This is a genomic window from Myxococcus eversor, from assembly GCF_010894455.1.
Lineage (GTDB): Bacteria > Myxococcota > Myxococcia > Myxococcales > Myxococcaceae > Myxococcus > Myxococcus eversor.
In genome coordinates this window covers 449,750-467,569 of record NZ_JAAIXY010000001.1, presented here as the reverse complement: position 1 = coordinate 467,569, position 17,820 = coordinate 449,750, and the positions used below count along the sequence as shown (strand labels likewise).

Genomic DNA, 17,820 nt, shown 5'->3' with positions numbered 1-17,820 from the left:
TCAAAACAGGCAAGGAACGATGCACTTCGAATTGGCCTTCGTCCTCATCTTCGCAGTCGCGACCGCGGTGGCCATCGCGGCGCGGTACTTCAAGATTCCCTACACGGTGGCGCTCGTCGTGGCGGGGCTCACGTTGGGTGCGGTGCACCTCTTCGAGCCACCGCACCTCACCAAGGAGTTGTTGTTCGCCATCATCCTGCCGGGCCTCTTGTTCGAGGCGGCGTTCCACGTCGAGTTCCGCAAGTTCTGGAAGAACAAGCTGGCCATCCACGCCATGGCGATTCCGGGCGTGGCGGCCTCGGCGGGGCTGACGGCGCTCCTCCTCTCGCAGTGGGTGGAGGGGATGAACGTGGTGACGGGCTTCGGGATGATTCCGGCGCTGGTGTTCGCGGCGGTCATCGTCTCGACGGACCCGATCGCGGTGGTGGGGTTGTTCAAGACGCTCGGCGCGCCCAAGCGCCTGCTCATCCTGGTGGAGGGTGAGAGCCTGCTCAACGACGGCACCGCCGTGGTGCTCTTCACGCTGGTGGTGGCGGTGGCGACGGGAGGCCAGTTCACCGTGGGCGGCGCGGTGATGGACTTCATCAAGGTCGCGGGCATGGGCGTGCTGGTGGGCAGCGCGGTGGGGTACGCGGCGGCGCGGGTCATCAAGCGCGTGGATGACGCGATGGTGGAAATCACCTGCACCGTCATCGCGGCGTACGGCTCGTTCGTCATCGCGGAGAACTTCCACTACTCGGGCGTCATCGCGACGGTGGTGGCGGGCATGCTCTGCGGCAACTGGGCCACGCACGAGGGCATGAGCCCCACCACGCGCGTCGCGGTGGAGAGCTTCTGGGAGTACTGGTCCTTCGCGCTCAACTCGGTGGTGTTCCTCCTCATCGGCCTGGAGGTGAACCTGTCGTCGCTGCTCGCGTCGTGGAAGCCGATTCTGGCGGCCTACGTGGCGGTCATCGCGGGCCGGGCGGTGGTGGTGTACGGCGTATCCGCGCTGTTGAAGCTCACGAAGGAGCGCATGCCCTGGACCTGGAGCGCGGTGCTCACCTGGAGCGGTTTGCGAGGCGCCATCTCCATGGTGCTGGTGCTCAGTCTTCCGGCGGACTTCGACCACCGTGAGCTCCTGGTGAACATGACGTTCGGCGTGGTGGTGCTGTCCATCGTCATCCAGGGCCTCTCCATGGCGCCGCTCTTGCGCAAGCTGGGCATCACCGGACTGAAGGATGCGTACCAGGAGCAGTACGAGCTGGCGCGCGGTCGGCTCGGGGCCATCCACGCCGCGATGGCCGCGCTCGAGGGCATGCGCCGCACGCGCGAGATTCCCGCAGAGGTGCTGACCCAGTTGGAGAAGGACTACCAGGAGAAGGAGAGCGTGACGGAGAAGGAGCTCGCCCAGCTCAAGCAGCAGTCGATGCGCTTCCATGAGGAGGAGCACCAGGAGGCCGTCCGCCGCATGCTCATCGTGGAGAAGGAGTCGCTGCTCAAGGCGTATCAGTCCGCCGCCATCGGCAAGGAGGCGTTCGAGCGGCTCACAGCGGAGCTGGATGAGCGCATCGCCCACGCCGACGCCGCCGAGATGCACACGTCGGTGCCCGCCATGCCCACGACGCCCACGGGCGCCGTCGGGACCTGACGTCCGGGGGACTTCGCGTCACGGGCTGCCTTCGCGGGCTCCCGTGACGCGGGTTTGAGGAGCCTGAAGTTCGCTCAGGCCGTCGGCGTCTTCGAGGTGTCGGGAGTCTCTGTCGACGCAGCGGAGAGGGATTGCTCGGGCAGGCGAATCACCGGGTCCGGGCGCTCCACTTCCGAGGGAGTTGCCTGCACCGCGCTCGCGGTGGCGGACCCGAGGGACTCCACCGCGGACACGGGTGTGTCCACACGCGCCTCGGTGCCTGATTCGGAAGCCGGGCCCGTGACGGACGTGTCCACGCGAGCCTCGGCGCTTGCGGACGACGCGGGTGCCTGGACCGAGGTATCGACGCGAGCCTCGGTGGACGACTCAGGCGCCTGGACGGACGTGTCAACGCGAGCCTCGGTGGACGACTCAGGCGCCTGGACGGACGTGTCGACGCGGGCCTCGGCGGACGACTCAGGCGCCTGGACGGACGTGTCGACGCGGGCCTCGGCGGCGGTCTGGGCCTCGCGCTGCTCCAGCCGGGCACCGCCCTGCTCCGCCGCGCGGAGGAACTCGTCGTACTCGCCCTTGCGCTCCTCGGCCTTGGATTGGGTCTTCTCGGATTGATTCGCGGCGGCGGCCCTTCCGGCCTTCAGCGCGCGCGCACTGACGACGATGCCCGCACCAAACACCGCGACGTTCAGCACCGAGCCCAGCCCACCCAGCCACAGCGAGTCCGCGCCGCCCTGGACGAAGCCCAGCGCGAGCACGAAGGTGGCACCGGAGACGGCCGCGCCACCCGCCGTTTGCCAGGGCTTGAGCTCCATCACCCGGCCCGCGCCGTAGCAGAGCACCGGCAGCACGCCGAGCAACCACACGTTCTCCAGCAGCACCGCCACCAACACCTTCAACGGAACGAAGGGCAGCGCCTGCACACGCAGACTCAGCCGCAGCGTCAGCGACACGCTGAGGGCAGAGCCCAGAACGAGCGCGATGAAACCCAGTCCGACGATGAACTGGAAACGACGGATTCGGACGCGCAGCGGCTCGAGGACACTCGGCTTGGGGCTCACGGGCAGGCAGCCTACCCCAGTTCAGCCCTCGTCCTCGTCCACGTCCGCTTCGCCGCCCGGTGTCCGAGGAGGCGGGCCCTCCGCGTAGAAGACCTCCTCCAGCACCAGCCCCTGGGGCGGCGCCGTCTGTCCCGCCAGCTTCCGGTTGCGCGAAGCCAGCACCTCCCCCACCCACGCCTCGGGCCGCTTCCCCTTGCCCACGTCGACCAGTGAGCCCACGAGGTTGCGCACCATGTGCTTCAGGAAGGCCGTGCCCTCCACCACGATGGAGATGGCACCTCCCGCCGCGCCCTCCACCGTGACGCTGCGCACTTCCCGCACCGCGTGCTTCGCCTGGCAGTCCGCCGCCCGGAACGCGGAGAAGTCATGCCGGCCCACCAGGTGCGCCGCCGCCCTGCGCATGGCCTCCACATCCAGCGGAGCGAAGACCTCCCAGTGCGTCGTGCGGTGCAGCGGGGAGCGCGTGCGACGATTGTTCAGCCGGTAACGGTAGCGCTTGCCGCGAGACCAGCGACGCGGGTCGAACCCCTCGGGCGCCTCCACCGCGTCCACCACCGCCACGTCATTCGGCAACAGGCCGTTGAGCCCCATGACGTACGCCTTCATGGGCAGCACCCGCTCCGTGTCGAAGCAGATCACCTGCCCCGTGGCGTGCACGCCGGAGTCCGTGCGCCCGGCGGAACGGACCGACACCGGCTCGCTCAAGAGCTTGGACAGCGCCTCCTCCATCACCGCCTGGAGCGAGCGCCCATTGGGCTGCACCTGCCAACCCACGTAGCGAGTGCCCTCGTATTCGAGCGTCAGCTTCAGCCGAGGCATGTCAGCGGTACTTGAGCCAGGACTCGAGGAGCTCCGCCACCATGCGTCCGGCGGGGATGTCGTTGCGACGGGCCACTTTCTCCACCGCCTCCAGCACCTCCGCGGAGAGGGGCACGGCCAGCATGCGCGGCTCGGTGCGCTCGTCGGGGCCACCCGGCGCCAGCGCGGCGATGCCCGGGGGAATGGTGAGCGGCGCGGTGACGGCGGGAGGAGGCTCGAACACCGGAGCTGGTGGCGAAACCGGGGCCGGCGGCGGCACCGGGTCCAACGTGGCGACGACCTCCGACAGCTCCAGCGCTTCCTCGGACGTCGGCGCGGAGGCGACGCGGTTGCGCTGCCGGCGCTGCTCCTCCTGGAGCTCCTCCTCGAAGAGTTGCTTGATGAAGTTGGCCAGGTGCAGCGGCGTGGGCGTGAAGTCGTACGCGTCCAGGAACGCGTCCAGGTCCTTCTGCATCTCCGCCGCCGTCTGGTAGCGCCTGTCCCGGTCTCTCTCCAGGGCCTTCATCAGGATGACTTCCACGCGCTCAGGCAGGTCCTCGCGGAAGTACGAGGGCGCGTAGATCTTCCCCTCGGTGATGCTGCGCATCACGGCGACCTCGGACTCGCCCGTGAAGAGCTTGAAGCCCGTGAGCCACTCGTAGAGCACCACGCCGAGCGAGAACACGTCGCTGCGACAGTCCAGCGCCTTGCCCAGACACTGCTCCGGGCTCATGTAGCTGAGCTTGCCCTTGATTTCGCCCGTGCGCGTCTGGCCCACCTGGTTGGCGGCCTTGGCGATGCCGAAGTCGAGAATCTTCACCGAGCCGTCGAAGGCGACGACGATGTTCTCCGGCGACACGTCCCGGTGGACGATGTTCAGCGGGCTGTCGTACAGGTCCGCCTTCGTGTGCGCGTGGTGCAGGCCCGCGCAGACGCACGAGGCAATCTTCACCGCGTACACCAGCGGGAAGGGAATCCCGAGCGCCTCCGCCTTGGGCACGACGCGGCGCATGTCCCGGCCGGCCACGTACTCCATGGCGATGAAGTAGCTCTCGGCAATCTTCCCCAGGTCGTGAATCTGCACGACGTTGGGGTGGTTGAGCTGGGAAGCAAGCCGGGCCTCGTTGAGGAACATCTTCACGAAGGCCGCGTGCTTGGACAGGTGCGGACGGATGCGCTTGATGACGACGGGCGTCTCGCGGCCGTCCTCGCCTTCCTGATGCGCGAGGAAGATCTCCGCCATCCCTCCGACGGCGATGCGGTCGATGAGCCGGTACTTTCCAAAGCGACCGGTTTCGCGCTGCTGCGGTGCGACGGGAGACATGGCGTCCCGACCTTACCCGCGCCAGGGGGCCCGACGCTAACGAAGTTGGACGACGTGGACCTTCAGGGCCGGCTCCTGGCCCGGAGGGCTCGGAAAGTCGAGGGAAGAAGGGCCCGAGGAGCTCACCGCCCTGCCCTGTCGTCCGGCCAGCGAGAGGCCCTCCGACACCATGGCCTCGAAGCGCTTCGCCGGCAGGCCCGCATGGTTGCAGCAGGCGACCAGCCGGCCTCCGGGCGAGACGACGCGCGCGGTGGCCTCGGCCAGGCGGGCGTAGTCGCGAGCGGCGGAGAAGCGGGCCTCTTTCGTGTTGGAGAATGACGGCGGGTCCGCGATGACGAGGTCGAACGTCTCGCCCTTCTTCGCCAGGCGCTTGAGCCAGTCGAAGACATCCCCGGCCACGTAGTCATAGCGGTCCACGGGCTGGCCGTTGAGTCGGGCGTTCTCCTCGCCCCACTCCAGCACGCGGCGGCTCGCGTCCAGGTTGAGCGCCCGCTTCGCGCCTCCCGCCGTCGCCACCACGCCGAACGCACAGGTGTAGGCGAAGAGGTTGAGCACGGTGAGGCCGCGCGCCTCCTTCAGCAGCCACGCGCGGGTGTCGCGCATGTCCAGGTACAGCCCCACCGAGAGGCCCTGGCCGGGGCGGATGAGGAAGGACAGGCCGTTCTCCAGGGCCGTGAGGGACTCCACCGGCTCGCCCCGGGTTGCGGTCTCCGGGGCCAGCGTCTCCTTCGCCACGTTGGCGAGGACTCGCGCCTCGCGGGGACGGCGCTTGAGATAGAGGCTCGTCGGCGCCCAGGCCGTCATGGCGGCGTCGAGCAGCGCCTCTTCCTCCGAGGGCGTGAAGTCGCGGTAGAGGCTGAGGACATACAGGCCGCCGAAGCGGTCCACCGTCACGTCGGGGACGCCGTCGGCCTCGCCGTGGAGGACGCGGAAGGCGGTGGTGCGAGCGTCGGTCAACAGGGGGCCGCGCCGGGCTTGCGCGGTCCGAAGCGTGTCCACGAGGGTGGGCATGGGCCCTCCCTGTATCAGCTTCCCAGTCGGGCGCGAGACCAGACGCGCTCGAGCGCCTCGGTCGCGGCGCGGGAGAGGTCCACGTAGTCGGTGCCCAGGAGCTGCCCTTCGCGCACGCGGACGCGTCCGTCGACGATGGTCCAGGCCACGGGCGAGCGGGCGAGCTGCCCAATGAGATACGGCGAGTAGCCCGTCTCGGGGTCGGCCGCGGGGATGGAGTCGTAGACGACGAGGTCCGCGAGGCTGCCTTCCTCCACGGTGCCCGAGGGCAGGCCGAACAGCCGCGTGCACAGCTCCGCAGGGCCGTTGACGAGCAGGTGAGCGAGGGTGCTGTCCACGTCGGGCAGATGCCCCGCGCGGGAGATGCGCAGCACGCCCACGAGGGCCGCGAGCAGCTCGTCCTGGAGGGTGCCGTGGCCGCCCGTGCCCAGTCCGAGCAGGTGCAGCCGCAGGAGGATGGCCTCCATCGGGTCCGTGCCGCGCTCCAGGGTGCGCACGCCTCGGGCCGCGAGCGAGACGAAGGTCTCCGTCTGCTCCAGGCGCGCGGCCTCGGAGCTGTCCAGCGCGCGCGCGTAACCGGCGATGGCGCGAGGACCGAGCAGGCCCAGCGCATCCAGCCGGGGAACCACGCGCTGACCGTGGCGGGCGTAGGTGGTGCTGAGGTCGTCCTCGTTCTCCGCGAGATGGAAGACGGTGGGGACTTCGAGCTCCGCGCTGAGGCGTGAGATTCGCGAGAGGAGTGCGTCCTCGCACGTATAGGAGGCGTGGAAGCCCAGGGCTCCGCGCACCAGGTGGTGCTTCGCGTAACGGCGGGCGAAGTCCGCGTTGGCGTCGAGCCACGCGTCGGCTTGCGCGGCGCCATCCATGCTGTGCGTGGAGTGGCTCGTCACCAGTCGAAGGCCCACGCTCTCGGCGGCGCGGGCCTGGGCGTCGAGCCCTCCGGCGACGTCTGAACAGGCGAGGTGCTCTACGACGAGGGTGACACCATCGAGCAGCGCGCGGGCGGCGGCGAAGCGCGTGAGGGCTTCGATATCCTCGGAGGAGACGAGGCGGGCCACGCGGCGCATGCGCTCCAGCCGCTCGCGAGGTGGCAGGAGGAGGAACTGGCCATTGGGCGGCAGGAGCTGGCCGTTGACGAGGTGCGAGTGGCTGTCCACCAGCCCGGGGGCGACGAGTCGGCCTCGACAGGCGACTTCCCAGTCACCCGGAAGGACGGGCACCTGGGCATCCGGAGCGACGCGGCGGATGACCCCACCTTCGACGACCACGGCCATACCACGCCGGACCCGGCCATCCGCCCGGAACACAGCGCAGTTTTTCAGCAGCAGGCGACCTTCCATGTCCGGCCTCTGTCATAGCACGGGTCCCGGAAGACGAGCGCGGGGTAAGTCCCGGAATCCGGGGTCCGAAACGAAGACTTGCCAGAGGAGGCGACTCAGGGCAGGGCGCTGCTCCGCCGAGCCACGGGGTCCGGGGACCGAACTGCCCACCGCCTACGAAGGGCCCACCCGGTCCACCCGACAGCCAGCGAGTGCGTGCAACGGTTCCATTCCCAATATGTATTACCGCCTCGGGCTCTCGTCGGTTCGTCGCGCCACGCTGTCTCGACTTCCGCCCGACGTGTCCCGCGCTCATCCCTGCTTGCGGGCTCAATGCGGGGAAACATGAGGCCCCGCAGGGTCAGCCCGCTCACACCGGCTGGGAACATCGCTCGGGCGGCCCTCCTCGCCCCTGCTGCACCCTCCCGTCAACAGGGCGTCCATCCCGCCGATACGCTGTATTGGTGAACAATGAGGCGCATTGTCCGGAGGGACAGTGTCGATGTCTGCTTTGTGCGGGAGGAGCGGGCGGCTGCTCGCGCATTCGAGGAGGGCGCTGTTACGAGTTGAGCCGCCGTGTAGAGGGGATCCCGAATGAAATTCCGCATTGCGCTGATTGCTCACGACACGAAAAAAGACGACATGGTCGCCCTGGCCGCCGGATACAAGGCCTTCCTCTCGACCTGCACGCTGACCGCCACCGGCACCACCGGAAGCCGCCTGACCCACGAGCTGGGGTTGGAAGTGAACCGCAAGCACTCCGGCCCCTTTGGCGGCGACGTGCAGATCGCCTCGCTGCTGGTGGAAGGCGAGATCGACTGCGTGATCTTCCTGCGCGACCCGATGACGCCGCAGGGACACGAACCGGATATCAACGCCCTGCTCCGCGCCTGTGAAGTGCACAATACGCCGTGCGCGACCAACGTAGCGTCCGCACATCTGGTGTTGTCTCAACTCCAGCAACGCGCAGCGGCAATGAGAAACGGAGGGAGGGAGTCCGCATGAACCGCGCCGGCGGGCCTGAAGACATGGAGTTGGTGGAGGTGGCCCTGCCTCCGCCCAGTCCGGGCGAAGGGCGGATGCTCATGAAACCATCCATCGGCCACCTGGACGGACAGGCACCTGGGCATCCGGAGCGACGCGGCGGATGACCCCACCTTCGACGACCACGGCCATACCGCGCCGGACCCAGCCATCCGCCCGGAACACAGCGCAGCTTTTCAGCAGCAGGCGACTTTCCGTGTCCGGGAACTGTCGTAGCACGGGTCCCGGAAGACGGGAGCGGGGCAGGTCCCGGAATCCGAAACGAAGACTTGCCAGGGTGGTCGGCTCAGGGCCGGGCGAAACGACCCACTGCCCTGTGCCGCTTCTTCCTGCGTGGTGGCGTCTTGCACCCGCCATCGAATCAGGGCGGGGCCGTATCACACCCCGTCTCGGGAGGGACATTCATCCGGGGGTATCCCGGTGCCCTGCACTTCCCCTCGACACAGCGCACTCGTGGCGCATCCGAGCACATGCCGCCAAAGTAGCCACAGGAAGCATGCACGCGGTGGCTGATGCGTGGCAGTTCCTCGTTCACTATCTTCTTCGAGCCGACCAGCCAACACGCGTCATATGGAACAGGCCACAACGCAACAAGAGAGCAGTCATCATCTGCCTGACAGGTTGAGCGCTCTTCTATCTCCTTGGCAGCGGCCCACCATGTGTCGCGGCATTCAGGAGTGAGTTCCCAATTGCCATTTGGGTCGAGAAGATCCTCCCGGCCTGCAGACACAAGGCACTCAGATATTTTCCTGGCATGCGCGACATCGCGAGGCACCACCGGATGCGCACACCCCCATAGAGGCAACACGAGGAGAAGCCCCACGCCCTGAAGAGCCGCCATGCCCTCCACTCCTGTCATCACCCTGCGCATGACATTCAAGGAATGACCTCCTCCCCCAAGGAGCGAGGCCGAGTCTCCATCCATCGCTCATGGTGGCGGGTCCGCAGTACGACCTGGAGCGTGACGACGGCACGATTGCTGGCGCCGGCCCTCCGCTCGCAGCAAACGCTCAATCTGTCTCCAGCCAGCGCACCATCATGACACTCCCGCCAGGAGAAGTTGGGCCAGTGCCCCCATTGCTCTATGCGGGGGCCTTTCAGGACAACTCCCGTCGTGCGCTGCACATGAGCAAGAACCTCGGGCCGCGATTCACACGAAGCGTTGGACTCTGCATGCCCCCAGAACATAAAGGCGAGTTGCCCGACCGATAGGTAGTCGAGCCAGACGCGCCCCGCCCGCTTCGCCAGCACCGCCGTTCCCGTAGGGGGAATTCCGACCGCGCTCCCCCAGGGCTCCGGGCAGACTTCCGTCAGGACCCGACCTGCCACATGGACGGGCACGCAACTCTTTCCTGAAGCTTCCTCGGCCAGTGAAGAACCCGAGATGAGCATCACTGCCCACGCACCGTGGAAGAATCCTCGTCGAACAGACATCAGGGCATCCTCCTTCGGGCCTACTTTCCTGAAGGCAAGCCATCGTCACCACTTCCCACGGGCGTAGTCAAGGAGTTCACGGAGTTGACGAGAACGATCTCCGGCCCCTCTTCTCTCGAAAGGACCATCCCCGTGAGCATGTCTCAGTTCCGTGATCCAGTTCTCCATCTCTCGTTGCTCAAGCAAAAGGAGCCTTCCAGCCCTGCGCAGAAAGAGTTCTCCGTCACGCGCGCAAATACGCTGACCTATCAACGCCTCCTGGCCCTTTCGTGGATACCTTGCAATCACAACTGCCTGCATCGAAGCATGGACCAATGCGAGTGCCACCGAGAGCGGCTCAGAAAACTCGCGAGTATTCAGATAGAATGTGCGAGTCACGGGACTGCCGCACGTCCCCAATGGAGCACAAAGCACCAAAGGGAAGTGCCAGACGGCTCTTCGGAAACGCAGGGGATCCGAGTCACGAAGAAGCTCGATGGCTTCGACCACCAGAGCAAAGTCATGTTCACTGTCCCCGTAAATCGTGAACCCCTCACAAGTACGCTGGTCATGCGCTGCCAGTACAAGGGGGTGCATCCATCGGTCAACCACCCACTTCAGACGGGCCAGGACGCTCACGGGATGACCTCGATTCCGGGAGAGAAGGCATGCACTTCTATCCCCAGGCAATACTAACCCATGCTTTCGGCTGCACCGGGAGACGCCCCATTTTACGCAAGGAGCGTCGAACCGTGACGGCGCCATGATGGAAACCGTGCCTCCATCCGATATGCTCCGTCGACGTCCATCCGAACACGGAAGCGCCGTAAGGCACCCCTGAATGTTCGCGCACCACGATTGGACGGCTTCAGGCGAACGAACCAACAAACCCACGGTGATTGGCTCGCGGCCCGGTGGCGATATGTCGCCATGGCCACGCTCCTAATACGACTTGGTCGCTTCAAGAATGCAGGAGGGTGGGCGAAGTAGTCCCCGAGCATGACGCCGAAGCAGGTGAAGCGACTGGAGGAGAGCTGGGGCATCCTTGAGTCGATGTTCTCGGGCCTGGGTCGAGTAGAATGGCGGCGGGCGATGAACTGGTACGTGAAGGGTCTTCTGCTTGAGGTCGAGCGCAAGAGCATCGACCCAGTGGCAGGTCCGCTGGTGGGGGAGGATGGCAAGAAGGAGGCCAGGCGCCAGTGCATCCAACAGTACGTCAGTGGCAGCGCCTGGGCAGACGCGGCGGTCATGCGCCGACTGGCGCTGAAGTTGGAGGCAGACCTGCCTGGACTTGAGGCCCTGGTGCTTCCGGTTTAGCGCGCCACGTCACCACAACTCGAATCGCGCGGCACACGCATCTTCGGATACCCGGGAATCCTGCATCTGCCATTCACGCAGCGCGTACTGGGCCTGCCCTGACATGAGACATTGAAGGAACCACAAGCAGCCGCAACCCGCTCAAAGTACTGCTGCGCATCATTCTTCAGCACGGACCGCGAAGAAACAAGCCAGCACCCCCCATGCAGGCTCGGCTGCAATGAAACCAGCACACATTCATCATCAGTCTCACAAGTCGAACGCAGTTCGAATTCACGAGCTGCATCCCACCAACGTTCGCGACACTCTGGCGTGCGAGCCCAACCCTCCGGAATACCAAGCACATCCGCTTGACCAGAACTCACAAGACACTCGGAAACTGCCTTGGCATGAACCACCCCTTGAGGAACAACCGAATGCGCACATCCCATCAGAAAGACCAGCAACAGAATCCTTGAGTTCATGTCACACCCGCATCATGGGGCCGGAAGAATCGTTCCGGGCTGACTCTCCCGGATATGCGCCATCCTCATCCACGAGCAGATAGCGGGGTCAATCTCCTGCGCCCTCGGCCGATAGGCATCAGTGGAGCTGCCACAGTCTGAAGAGGGGGCTCGGCCCACGGTGGGCCAGGGCCTCCTCGCCTCTTCGGCCTCCCAGCAAGCATGCCTTCGCAGGGGCCCCAGGAGCGAAGTAGCCTGCGGCCCACATGAGAACGCGGTCCCTCCTCCTTCCCGGTCCAGCGGCCCTGGCGGCACTGGTGCTCACCGTGCGGCTCGGGATGTCGCCGCTCAAGAACTTCGACCTGTTCTTCCACCTCGCCGGTGGACAGTTCGTCTTGAAGAACGGCTTCACCCGCATCGACCCCTTCAGCGTCACCGGCACCGCGGGCTGGGTCCCCCATGAGTGGGGCTTCGGTGTCCTCTGCGTCGCCCTGGTTCGCTGGCTGGGCGCCGCCGGGCCCGCCCTCCTGGTCGCCGGCCTCGTCGCCCTCAACCTCATGCTCCTGTGGACCGTCCTGGAGCGCGCGGCCTCGGGGCGGCGCGGGTTGCTCGCCGTCGCGACGCTCGCGGCCCTCCTCGTCGTCTATGCCCCCACGTGGCCCCAAGAGCGCCCCTACCACCTGGGACACCTGCTCTTCACCCTCGCGGTGCTCGCCATCCAGTCCTGGCGCGCCGGCAATGACCGCATCCTCTGGGTGTTCCCCTTCCTCGGCGCCGTCTGGGCCAACGTCCACGGGAGCTGGCTCCTCGGCCCGGCGCTGCTCGGCGCCACCGCTGTCGGTCAGGCCCTGGATGAAGGCACTCCGGAGTCGCGCCGCCGCTCGCTGCGAGCCATCGGCTTCAGTGTCGCGGCGTTCCTCATGGCGGGACTGGGGCCGGACGGGCTCAACATCTACCTGTACCCGCTCCACCATTCGCTGCTGGCGTCCACCCAGACCATCGTCGAGTGGCGTCCGCTCAACCTGGACCTCGCCTCGAGCTGGGCGTACCTCGCGCTCGGCGGCGCGGCCTGCTTCGCCGTGGGACAGGCCCGCGCGCGCAAGGTGGCCATTCTCCTCCCCGCCTTCGTCCTCGGTCTCGCCGCCATCAAGGTGCAGCGCCATGCGCCGTTCGCCGCCGTGCTGCTGGCGCTCGCGCTCCTGGAACATGTCGCGCTGAGTCGAGACTCCGCCGTGGCAACGGATGCGCCGGCTGGAGCGTGGAAGCGCTTCTGGGCGCGGTTCGATGCACTGACCGCCGGATGGAGTGACAAGGCGGGTGGCGCGCTCTGGCCCACGCTCGCCCTGGCGGGGCTCGTCTTGATTCATGCGCAGAATCCGATGCCGTTCGAGCAGGGCGTGAAGCGCTCCGTCATCCCCATCCCGGTCTTCGAGGCGCTGCGCAAGCACCCTCCCGGCAAGGTGCTCAACCCCTTCGTCATCGGCGGGCCCATCTCGTTCTTCGCGGGCGCCGACTACAAGGTGTTCATCGACAGCCGGAACGACCCGTTCCCCATGTCGGTCCACGAGGACTACGACAAGCTCGTCTGGGGCGAGCCCGGCTGGGAAGAAGCCCTGACCCGCTATGACCCGGACTACCTGCTCTGGGACATCGAGAACCCCGGCAACATCCTGCTCGACAACCTGAAGGTGCTCGGTGGCTGGCGCGAGGAGGCACGGGACGGCAACTACGTGCTGTGGATTCGCGAGCGCACCACCACGACGGGCCACCCATGACAGGGCGGCGGAAGGACGCACGGAAGGCAGGGCTCGCCGTCGTGGGCCTCGTGGCGATGCTCGCCTTCGCCTACAGCCCGGTGCTGCGGGGAGAGCTGCTCGCCGGGCGTGACGTGTTCCGCATCTTCTTCCCCGACTCCGCCTTCCTGCTGGAGTCCCTGCGCGCGGGCGAGTTGCCCTTGTGGACGCCCTACCTCCGACTGGGGCAGCCCTTCGCGGCCACGCTCTACTCGCAGGTGTTCTATCCACCGCGCTGGGTGGCGGTGCTCATCTCCGGCCCCATCGCCTCGATGACGGTGATGCACGTCGCGCACGCGGCGCTCGCGGCGGTGGGCGTGTTCCTGCTCGTCAGGAAGCTGCGCGCCTCATGGCCCGCGTCGCTCGTCGCGGGAGCCATGTTCGGCTTGTCGCCGATGATGACGGACCTGGGCATCCAGCAGAACGTCGTGGACGCGGCGGCATGGAGCGGGTTCATCCTCCTCGCCGCGCATGACCTCGCGCACCGGCCTGGACCCGGTCCGCTCTCTCGCCTCGCCATCTTCTCCGCGCTGTCTCTCTTCGCTGGCTCGCCTGAGACGACGCTGTGGCAGGGAATCGTCGCGGTGCTGGTGGCCATGCTCGGGGATTCGACGAGACGCCGGGCTTATGAAACAACCCCTGCGACTCGTGGACTGGCCGCCTCGTCTCAACCGATAGGCGCCTCTCACACCGCCGGGCCGAATACCGCCACCTCGACAGACAGGGAACAGGGAACGCCGCCCCGCGCAGGCGCTGAGTCAGCAAGCGCGGCACTTCAGCTCCATGCGGTCGCAGCGGGGAATCCGTCGACGGAAGTCGAAGCGCTCCCCCGTGATTCCCGGCTCCACGGCGTCCCCACTGCGGAAGCACCTTCAAGCTCGCGCGACCCACGGACCGGCCTCCGGGCCCGGGGGCTCGCCGTGGCTCGCGTCACCGGTGGATTCATCCTGTCCGCCGTGCTCGCCTCGGTGGCCTTGTTCCCGACGGCCGAGTTCGCTCGGAACTCCCTGCGCTCGCAGCGCGGCTGGGCCGAGCAGCTCGCCTGGTCCGTGTCCTGGCCCCAGGTGCTGTCCTCGGTGTGGCCGCTCGCGGACTGGCCTCGCGACAGGTACTGGGGCGAGGACCAGTGGTTCATCCTCAACCTCTTTCTCGGCACCCTGCCCTGCGCGCTCGCCATCATCGGCGGACTGCACGGCCCTCGTCGCGCGCGGCCCTTCGTGGTGGGTGCGCTCACGCTGGTGATGTTGAGCCTGGGCCGCCACTTCCCTCCCTCGGCCTGGGTCCTCCAGTCCGTGCCGCCCTTCTCCCTCTTCCGTTATCCGGCGAAGTACTTCGTAGGCGCGGCCTTCTGTCTCTCGGTGCTCTCCGCCTTCGGCCTGGATGCGCTGGGGCGACTGGCGCACAAGCTGCCCCCGTCTCGACTGAAGGCCGCCATCGCCTTCGTCGCCATGGGCGCCGCCATCGCCGCCATCGGCCCCGTCGTCCGCATGCTCCCCATGCGCGCCTCCGCCGAGGCGGGTGCACCCTGGGTGCCCTTCGCACTGGGGCTCGCCACCCTCATCCTGTTCCTGCTGCCGTGGTCCTTCGCGCGCCCGCGTCGCGTCCGCCATGGACTCGCGGCGCTCGCCGTTCTCGAGCTCGCCGCGGCGCACTCGCTCCTGGGCATTCCGAAATACACGCCCTGGGACTCGCTGCGACAGCCCTTCTCCTTGCGCGCTCTGCTGCCCCAGCCCTTCCAGGGGCGCATCAGCGCGGACATCGAAGGCCCCGAGGACCCCACCCGCGCCGTGGTGACGAACACCATCGAGCGCAGCCTCGACCGCCTCATGCCGAACCGCTTCGTCGAGGAGCGTCTGCCCGCGCTCGAAGGCTACGGCGCTCCCGAGCCCGCTCGCTCGGACCGCTTCCACCTCGCCGGAGAGCGCAGCGTCTATGACCTGGCCGGAGTCACCCACTACCTCCGCCAGGGCCCGCCTCCGTTCGAGGACCTGGAGCTGCTCCACCGCGCCGAGGACGGCACCACCCTGTCCCGCTCGCGCACCGCCCTGCCGCGAGCGTTCCTCGTCCAACGCGCCCGCGTGGTGACGGATGACGAAGCCCTGGAGGCGGTGCTGGATGCCGACCAGCCCTTCCGGGAGATTGCCTTCCTCGCCTCGGGCGAGCCGCTTGAACGCCCCGAGTGCGAAGGCTCCGTGCGTCCTTCCAGCAGCGGAGCCCAGCACCTGGCGCTGGACGTGAGGGCCTGCGACGACAGCTACCTCATCGTCTCCGACAGCTACTACCCGGGATGGCGCGCGACGGTGGACAGCCAGGACACCCCCATCCACCGCGCGGACCACTCCCTGCGAGCCGTGCGCCTCTCTCCCGGTGAGCATCACGTCCGCTTCGACTACACCCCGCTCAGCTTCCGCGCGGGACTCCTGTTGTCCCTGCTCGGCTGGGCGGGGCTCGGCTTCGTGTGGCTCAAGGCGAGACGGCGTCCGCTCGCCCGTGCGTGACGGACCTCACGACTCCGCGCCGTGTCGTTCCGCGTTCGCCACGAAGGCGTCGCGCAGGTACCGCGAGAGCCCGGGCTTCACGCTGTCGATGTTCTCCGTGAAGCGCGAGTCACTCACGTACATCTCCCCGAGCCCCCGGTGGATGACGTACGAGCACGGGTAGAACCACTTCGAGATGTACTGGCGATGCGCCTCCGCGAGCGCCAGCACCTTGGGCTCCGTCGGCGCATGTCCGGCACCCAGGTGCTCCCCGAGCGCCTTCATGAGCTGGTCCCCTTCCGCCTTGAGCGTGCTCCAGTCCTCCTTCTTGTAGCGCGAGGTCCGTCGGGCCGACTCCTTGTAGGCCTCCGTGTCGCCCCAGCGCTCCTTCACCTCGGCCTCGTACTTCGAAGGGTCGAAGTCCCCAAACGCCTCGAACATCTTCTCGCGGTCCATCGTCGTCCCCTGGTCCAGTGCGTCCAACGCCGCGTCCACGGCGTGGCGGAGTGCGTCCAGCCGCGAGGCCCGCTCGGTCAGCAACTGCCGCTGCATGAGCAAGGCCGCGCGAAGGTCGAAGCGAGAGTCCGTCAGGATGCGGCGAATCTCCTCCAGCGGGAAAGCCAGCTCCCGGAAGAAGAGCACCTGCTGCAGCCGCTCCAGGTCCGCCTGGGTGTACAGCCGGTACCCCGCCTCGCTGCGCCCTGAAGGACACAGCAGGCCGAGCTCGTCGTAGTGATGCAGCGCCCGAACGCTGACCTTCGCCAATCGGGCCACCTGGCTGACCGTCAGAGCCATCTCTCTTCACCTCGGATGAGATGTCTAAGGCCTCACGTCGCGTGAGGGTCAACCCCTCACCGCGTCGCGAGCGGGCAGCCTGTCACGGGCTCACTCGCCTCGCGCCACGTCGGGCGGAGCGTCCACCGGAGGACGGAAGACATACAGCATCAGCGAGGCCCCCTCGGCCACGCGCACCGTCGCGTCGCGCCGCAGCACCCAGAGCTGGCCCGGCTTCACCGGCCGCTCCTCCGCCGCCGTCAGCGAGCCCGCCCCCTCCGCGACATAGGCGATGACGGGCTCCGCACGCGTGGCCTTCAGGACGTGCTCTCCCTTGGCGAGCACCACGCTCGACATCTTCCCCTCCAGCGCCGGCAACGTCTCCACCGCCACGCCACCGGCCTGCTCGGCCAGCAGCACCAGCGCGCGGGTGGGCGCGTAGGTGAACGGCTCCGGCCCTTGCATCAGTCGCGCATCCGTCGGCTCGACGTACAGGTTGCCGTCGAAGCGCGGGGTCGCGAACACGAGGTTGCCCAGCATCTGGTCCTCGGCGCGGTTGAACCACGCGTGGCCGGTGAAGGGCTCGGAGGCAATCAGCGCGCCGGGATGATGCGTCCCGCGCCGCTCCGCCAGCACGCCATCCCGCCCCCAGATTTGATGCACCTCCGCCTGCCCCGCGACGATGACGGTCGCCTCGTGCGTGCGACGGTGGATGTGCAGCGGACACGCCTGCCCTCGCCCCATGACGTGCAGGTGCACCGTGGCGGTGTCCGAGAAGAAGAAGGTGTCGGAGACATCCGCGGCGTCGGGGTTCTTCTTCGCCAGCGCCTCGAAGACGGCGGGCACGTCGAAGACCTCCACCTCCGGGTCCTCGGGCACCGTCATCGCGCGCTTCACGGCGAACAACACCGCCAGCAGGAACACCGTCAGCACCAGCGACAGCGTCCGGTACAGCACCACCCGGCGACGCAGCACTGCAGAGTCCGCGGAGGTGGAGTCACGCAAGGAGGCATCCTGGACGTCGGCCCGTCTCCGGCCACCTGCACAGCGACCGAGCACGAGCGCACAAAGAAACATGGCGGGGTCCTCGGTGAAGAGGACTCCCGCCACGTGAGCAGAGGCACCGCCGAGAGGCGACGCCTCCGAGACATGAAAGCTTAGTAGGCGTTGTTCTCGCCGAAGCTCTTCATGGTCTTCTTGTTCAGGGCGACGTTGGAGCTCTGGCCGTCGTTGGCGACGTTGGAGTTACCCGCCAGGGCCGCCGCGGAGGCGCCGAACAGCTTGCGAATGTTGTCGCCGAACAGCGTCACGACGCCGATGGCGGCGATCGCGATGAGGGCAACGATGATGATGTACTCGGTCATGCCCTGACCACGAGCCTTGCGGAGCTGGTTCTTCTTCGAGATCGCCTTCATGGAAGTC

Annotated in this window: 14 protein-coding genes; 6 read left to right on the top strand and 8 right to left on the bottom strand. The window is 67.4% G+C overall.

Annotated features, from left to right (window positions below; translation table 11 throughout):
* Positions 1-19: 19 nt before the first annotated feature.
* Positions 20-1,630 carry a Na+/H+ antiporter gene (locus G4D83_RS01885; protein ID WP_163861952.1) on the top strand — a complete coding sequence of 537 codons (1,611 nt, stop codon included), beginning with the start codon at positions 20-22 and terminating at the stop codon, positions 1,628-1,630.
* 74 nt (positions 1,631-1,704) lie between these two features.
* Here the strand turns inward: G4D83_RS01885 and G4D83_RS01880 are convergent, their stop codons facing one another.
* The 5 genes from G4D83_RS01880 to G4D83_RS01860 are packed head-to-tail and all read right to left on the bottom strand — an operon-like array spanning position 1,705 to position 7,158.
* Entirely contained in the window at positions 1,705-2,685 is a 981-nt protein-coding gene (locus tag G4D83_RS01880; RefSeq protein WP_163861949.1) for a hypothetical protein, read from the bottom strand.
* A 21-nt stretch (positions 2,686-2,706) separates the two neighbouring features.
* Positions 2,707-3,504, bottom strand: a complete 798-nt coding sequence (gene truA / locus G4D83_RS01875) for a tRNA pseudouridine(38-40) synthase TruA (protein ID WP_163861947.1) — start codon at positions 3,502-3,504, stop codon at positions 2,707-2,709.
* Position 3,505: 1 nt separating this feature from the next.
* On the bottom strand, positions 3,506-4,807 hold the full coding sequence (locus G4D83_RS01870) for a serine/threonine protein kinase (protein WP_163861945.1): 1,302 nt from the start codon (positions 4,805-4,807) through the stop codon (positions 3,506-3,508).
* A 36-nt stretch (positions 4,808-4,843) separates the two neighbouring features.
* On the bottom strand, positions 4,844-5,818 hold the full coding sequence (locus G4D83_RS01865; protein ID WP_163861942.1) for a class I SAM-dependent rRNA methyltransferase: 975 nt from the start codon (positions 5,816-5,818) through the stop codon (positions 4,844-4,846).
* 14 nt (positions 5,819-5,832) lie between these two features.
* Positions 5,833-7,158, bottom strand: a complete 1,326-nt coding sequence (locus G4D83_RS01860) for an amidohydrolase family protein (RefSeq protein WP_163861940.1) — start codon at positions 7,156-7,158, stop codon at positions 5,833-5,835.
* A 573-nt stretch (positions 7,159-7,731) separates the two neighbouring features.
* Here G4D83_RS01860 and G4D83_RS01855 point away from each other — a divergent pair.
* The 5 genes from G4D83_RS01855 to G4D83_RS01835 all read left to right on the top strand — a co-directional run bounded on the left by G4D83_RS01855 (position 7,732) and on the right by G4D83_RS01835 (position 15,645).
* Positions 7,732-8,142: a methylglyoxal synthase gene (locus G4D83_RS01855; RefSeq protein ID WP_163861937.1), complete on the top strand. Its 411-nt coding sequence runs from the start codon at positions 7,732-7,734 to the stop codon at positions 8,140-8,142.
* Positions 8,139-8,288: a hypothetical protein gene (locus tag G4D83_RS01850; protein ID WP_163861044.1), complete on the top strand. Its 150-nt coding sequence runs from the start codon at positions 8,139-8,141 to the stop codon at positions 8,286-8,288. The genes G4D83_RS01855 and G4D83_RS01850 overlap by 4 nt, the downstream gene beginning before the upstream one ends.
* A 2,305-nt stretch (positions 8,289-10,593) precedes the next feature.
* Positions 10,594-10,911 (top strand): transposase, encoded by a 318-nt coding sequence (locus tag G4D83_RS01845; RefSeq protein WP_163861934.1) that lies wholly within the window; start codon positions 10,594-10,596, stop codon positions 10,909-10,911.
* 709 nt (positions 10,912-11,620) lie between these two features.
* Entirely contained in the window at positions 11,621-13,129 is a 1,509-nt protein-coding gene (locus tag G4D83_RS01840) for a hypothetical protein (protein WP_163861931.1), read from the top strand.
* A complete protein-coding gene (locus G4D83_RS01835) occupies positions 13,126-15,645 on the top strand; it encodes a YfhO family protein (RefSeq protein ID WP_163861928.1) in 2,520 nt (839 codons plus the stop codon). Before G4D83_RS01840 ends, G4D83_RS01835 begins: the two co-directional genes overlap by 4 nt.
* Before the next feature lie 6 nt (positions 15,646-15,651).
* Here G4D83_RS01835 and G4D83_RS01830 read toward each other — a convergent pair whose 3' ends face one another.
* The 3 genes from G4D83_RS01830 to G4D83_RS01820 form a co-directional block, all read right to left on the bottom strand.
* Positions 15,652-16,419, bottom strand: coding sequence for a MerR family transcriptional regulator (locus G4D83_RS01830; protein ID WP_163861926.1), 768 nt, complete (start codon positions 16,417-16,419; stop codon positions 15,652-15,654).
* A gap of 90 nt (positions 16,420-16,509) precedes the next feature.
* Positions 16,510-17,403 (bottom strand): hypothetical protein, encoded by an 894-nt coding sequence (locus G4D83_RS01825; protein ID WP_163861922.1) that lies wholly within the window; start codon positions 17,401-17,403, stop codon positions 16,510-16,512.
* 152 nt (positions 17,404-17,555) lie between these two features.
* Positions 17,556-17,813, bottom strand: coding sequence for a hypothetical protein (locus G4D83_RS01820; RefSeq protein ID WP_141643904.1), 258 nt, complete (start codon positions 17,811-17,813; stop codon positions 17,556-17,558).
* Positions 17,814-17,820 lie beyond the last annotated feature (7 nt).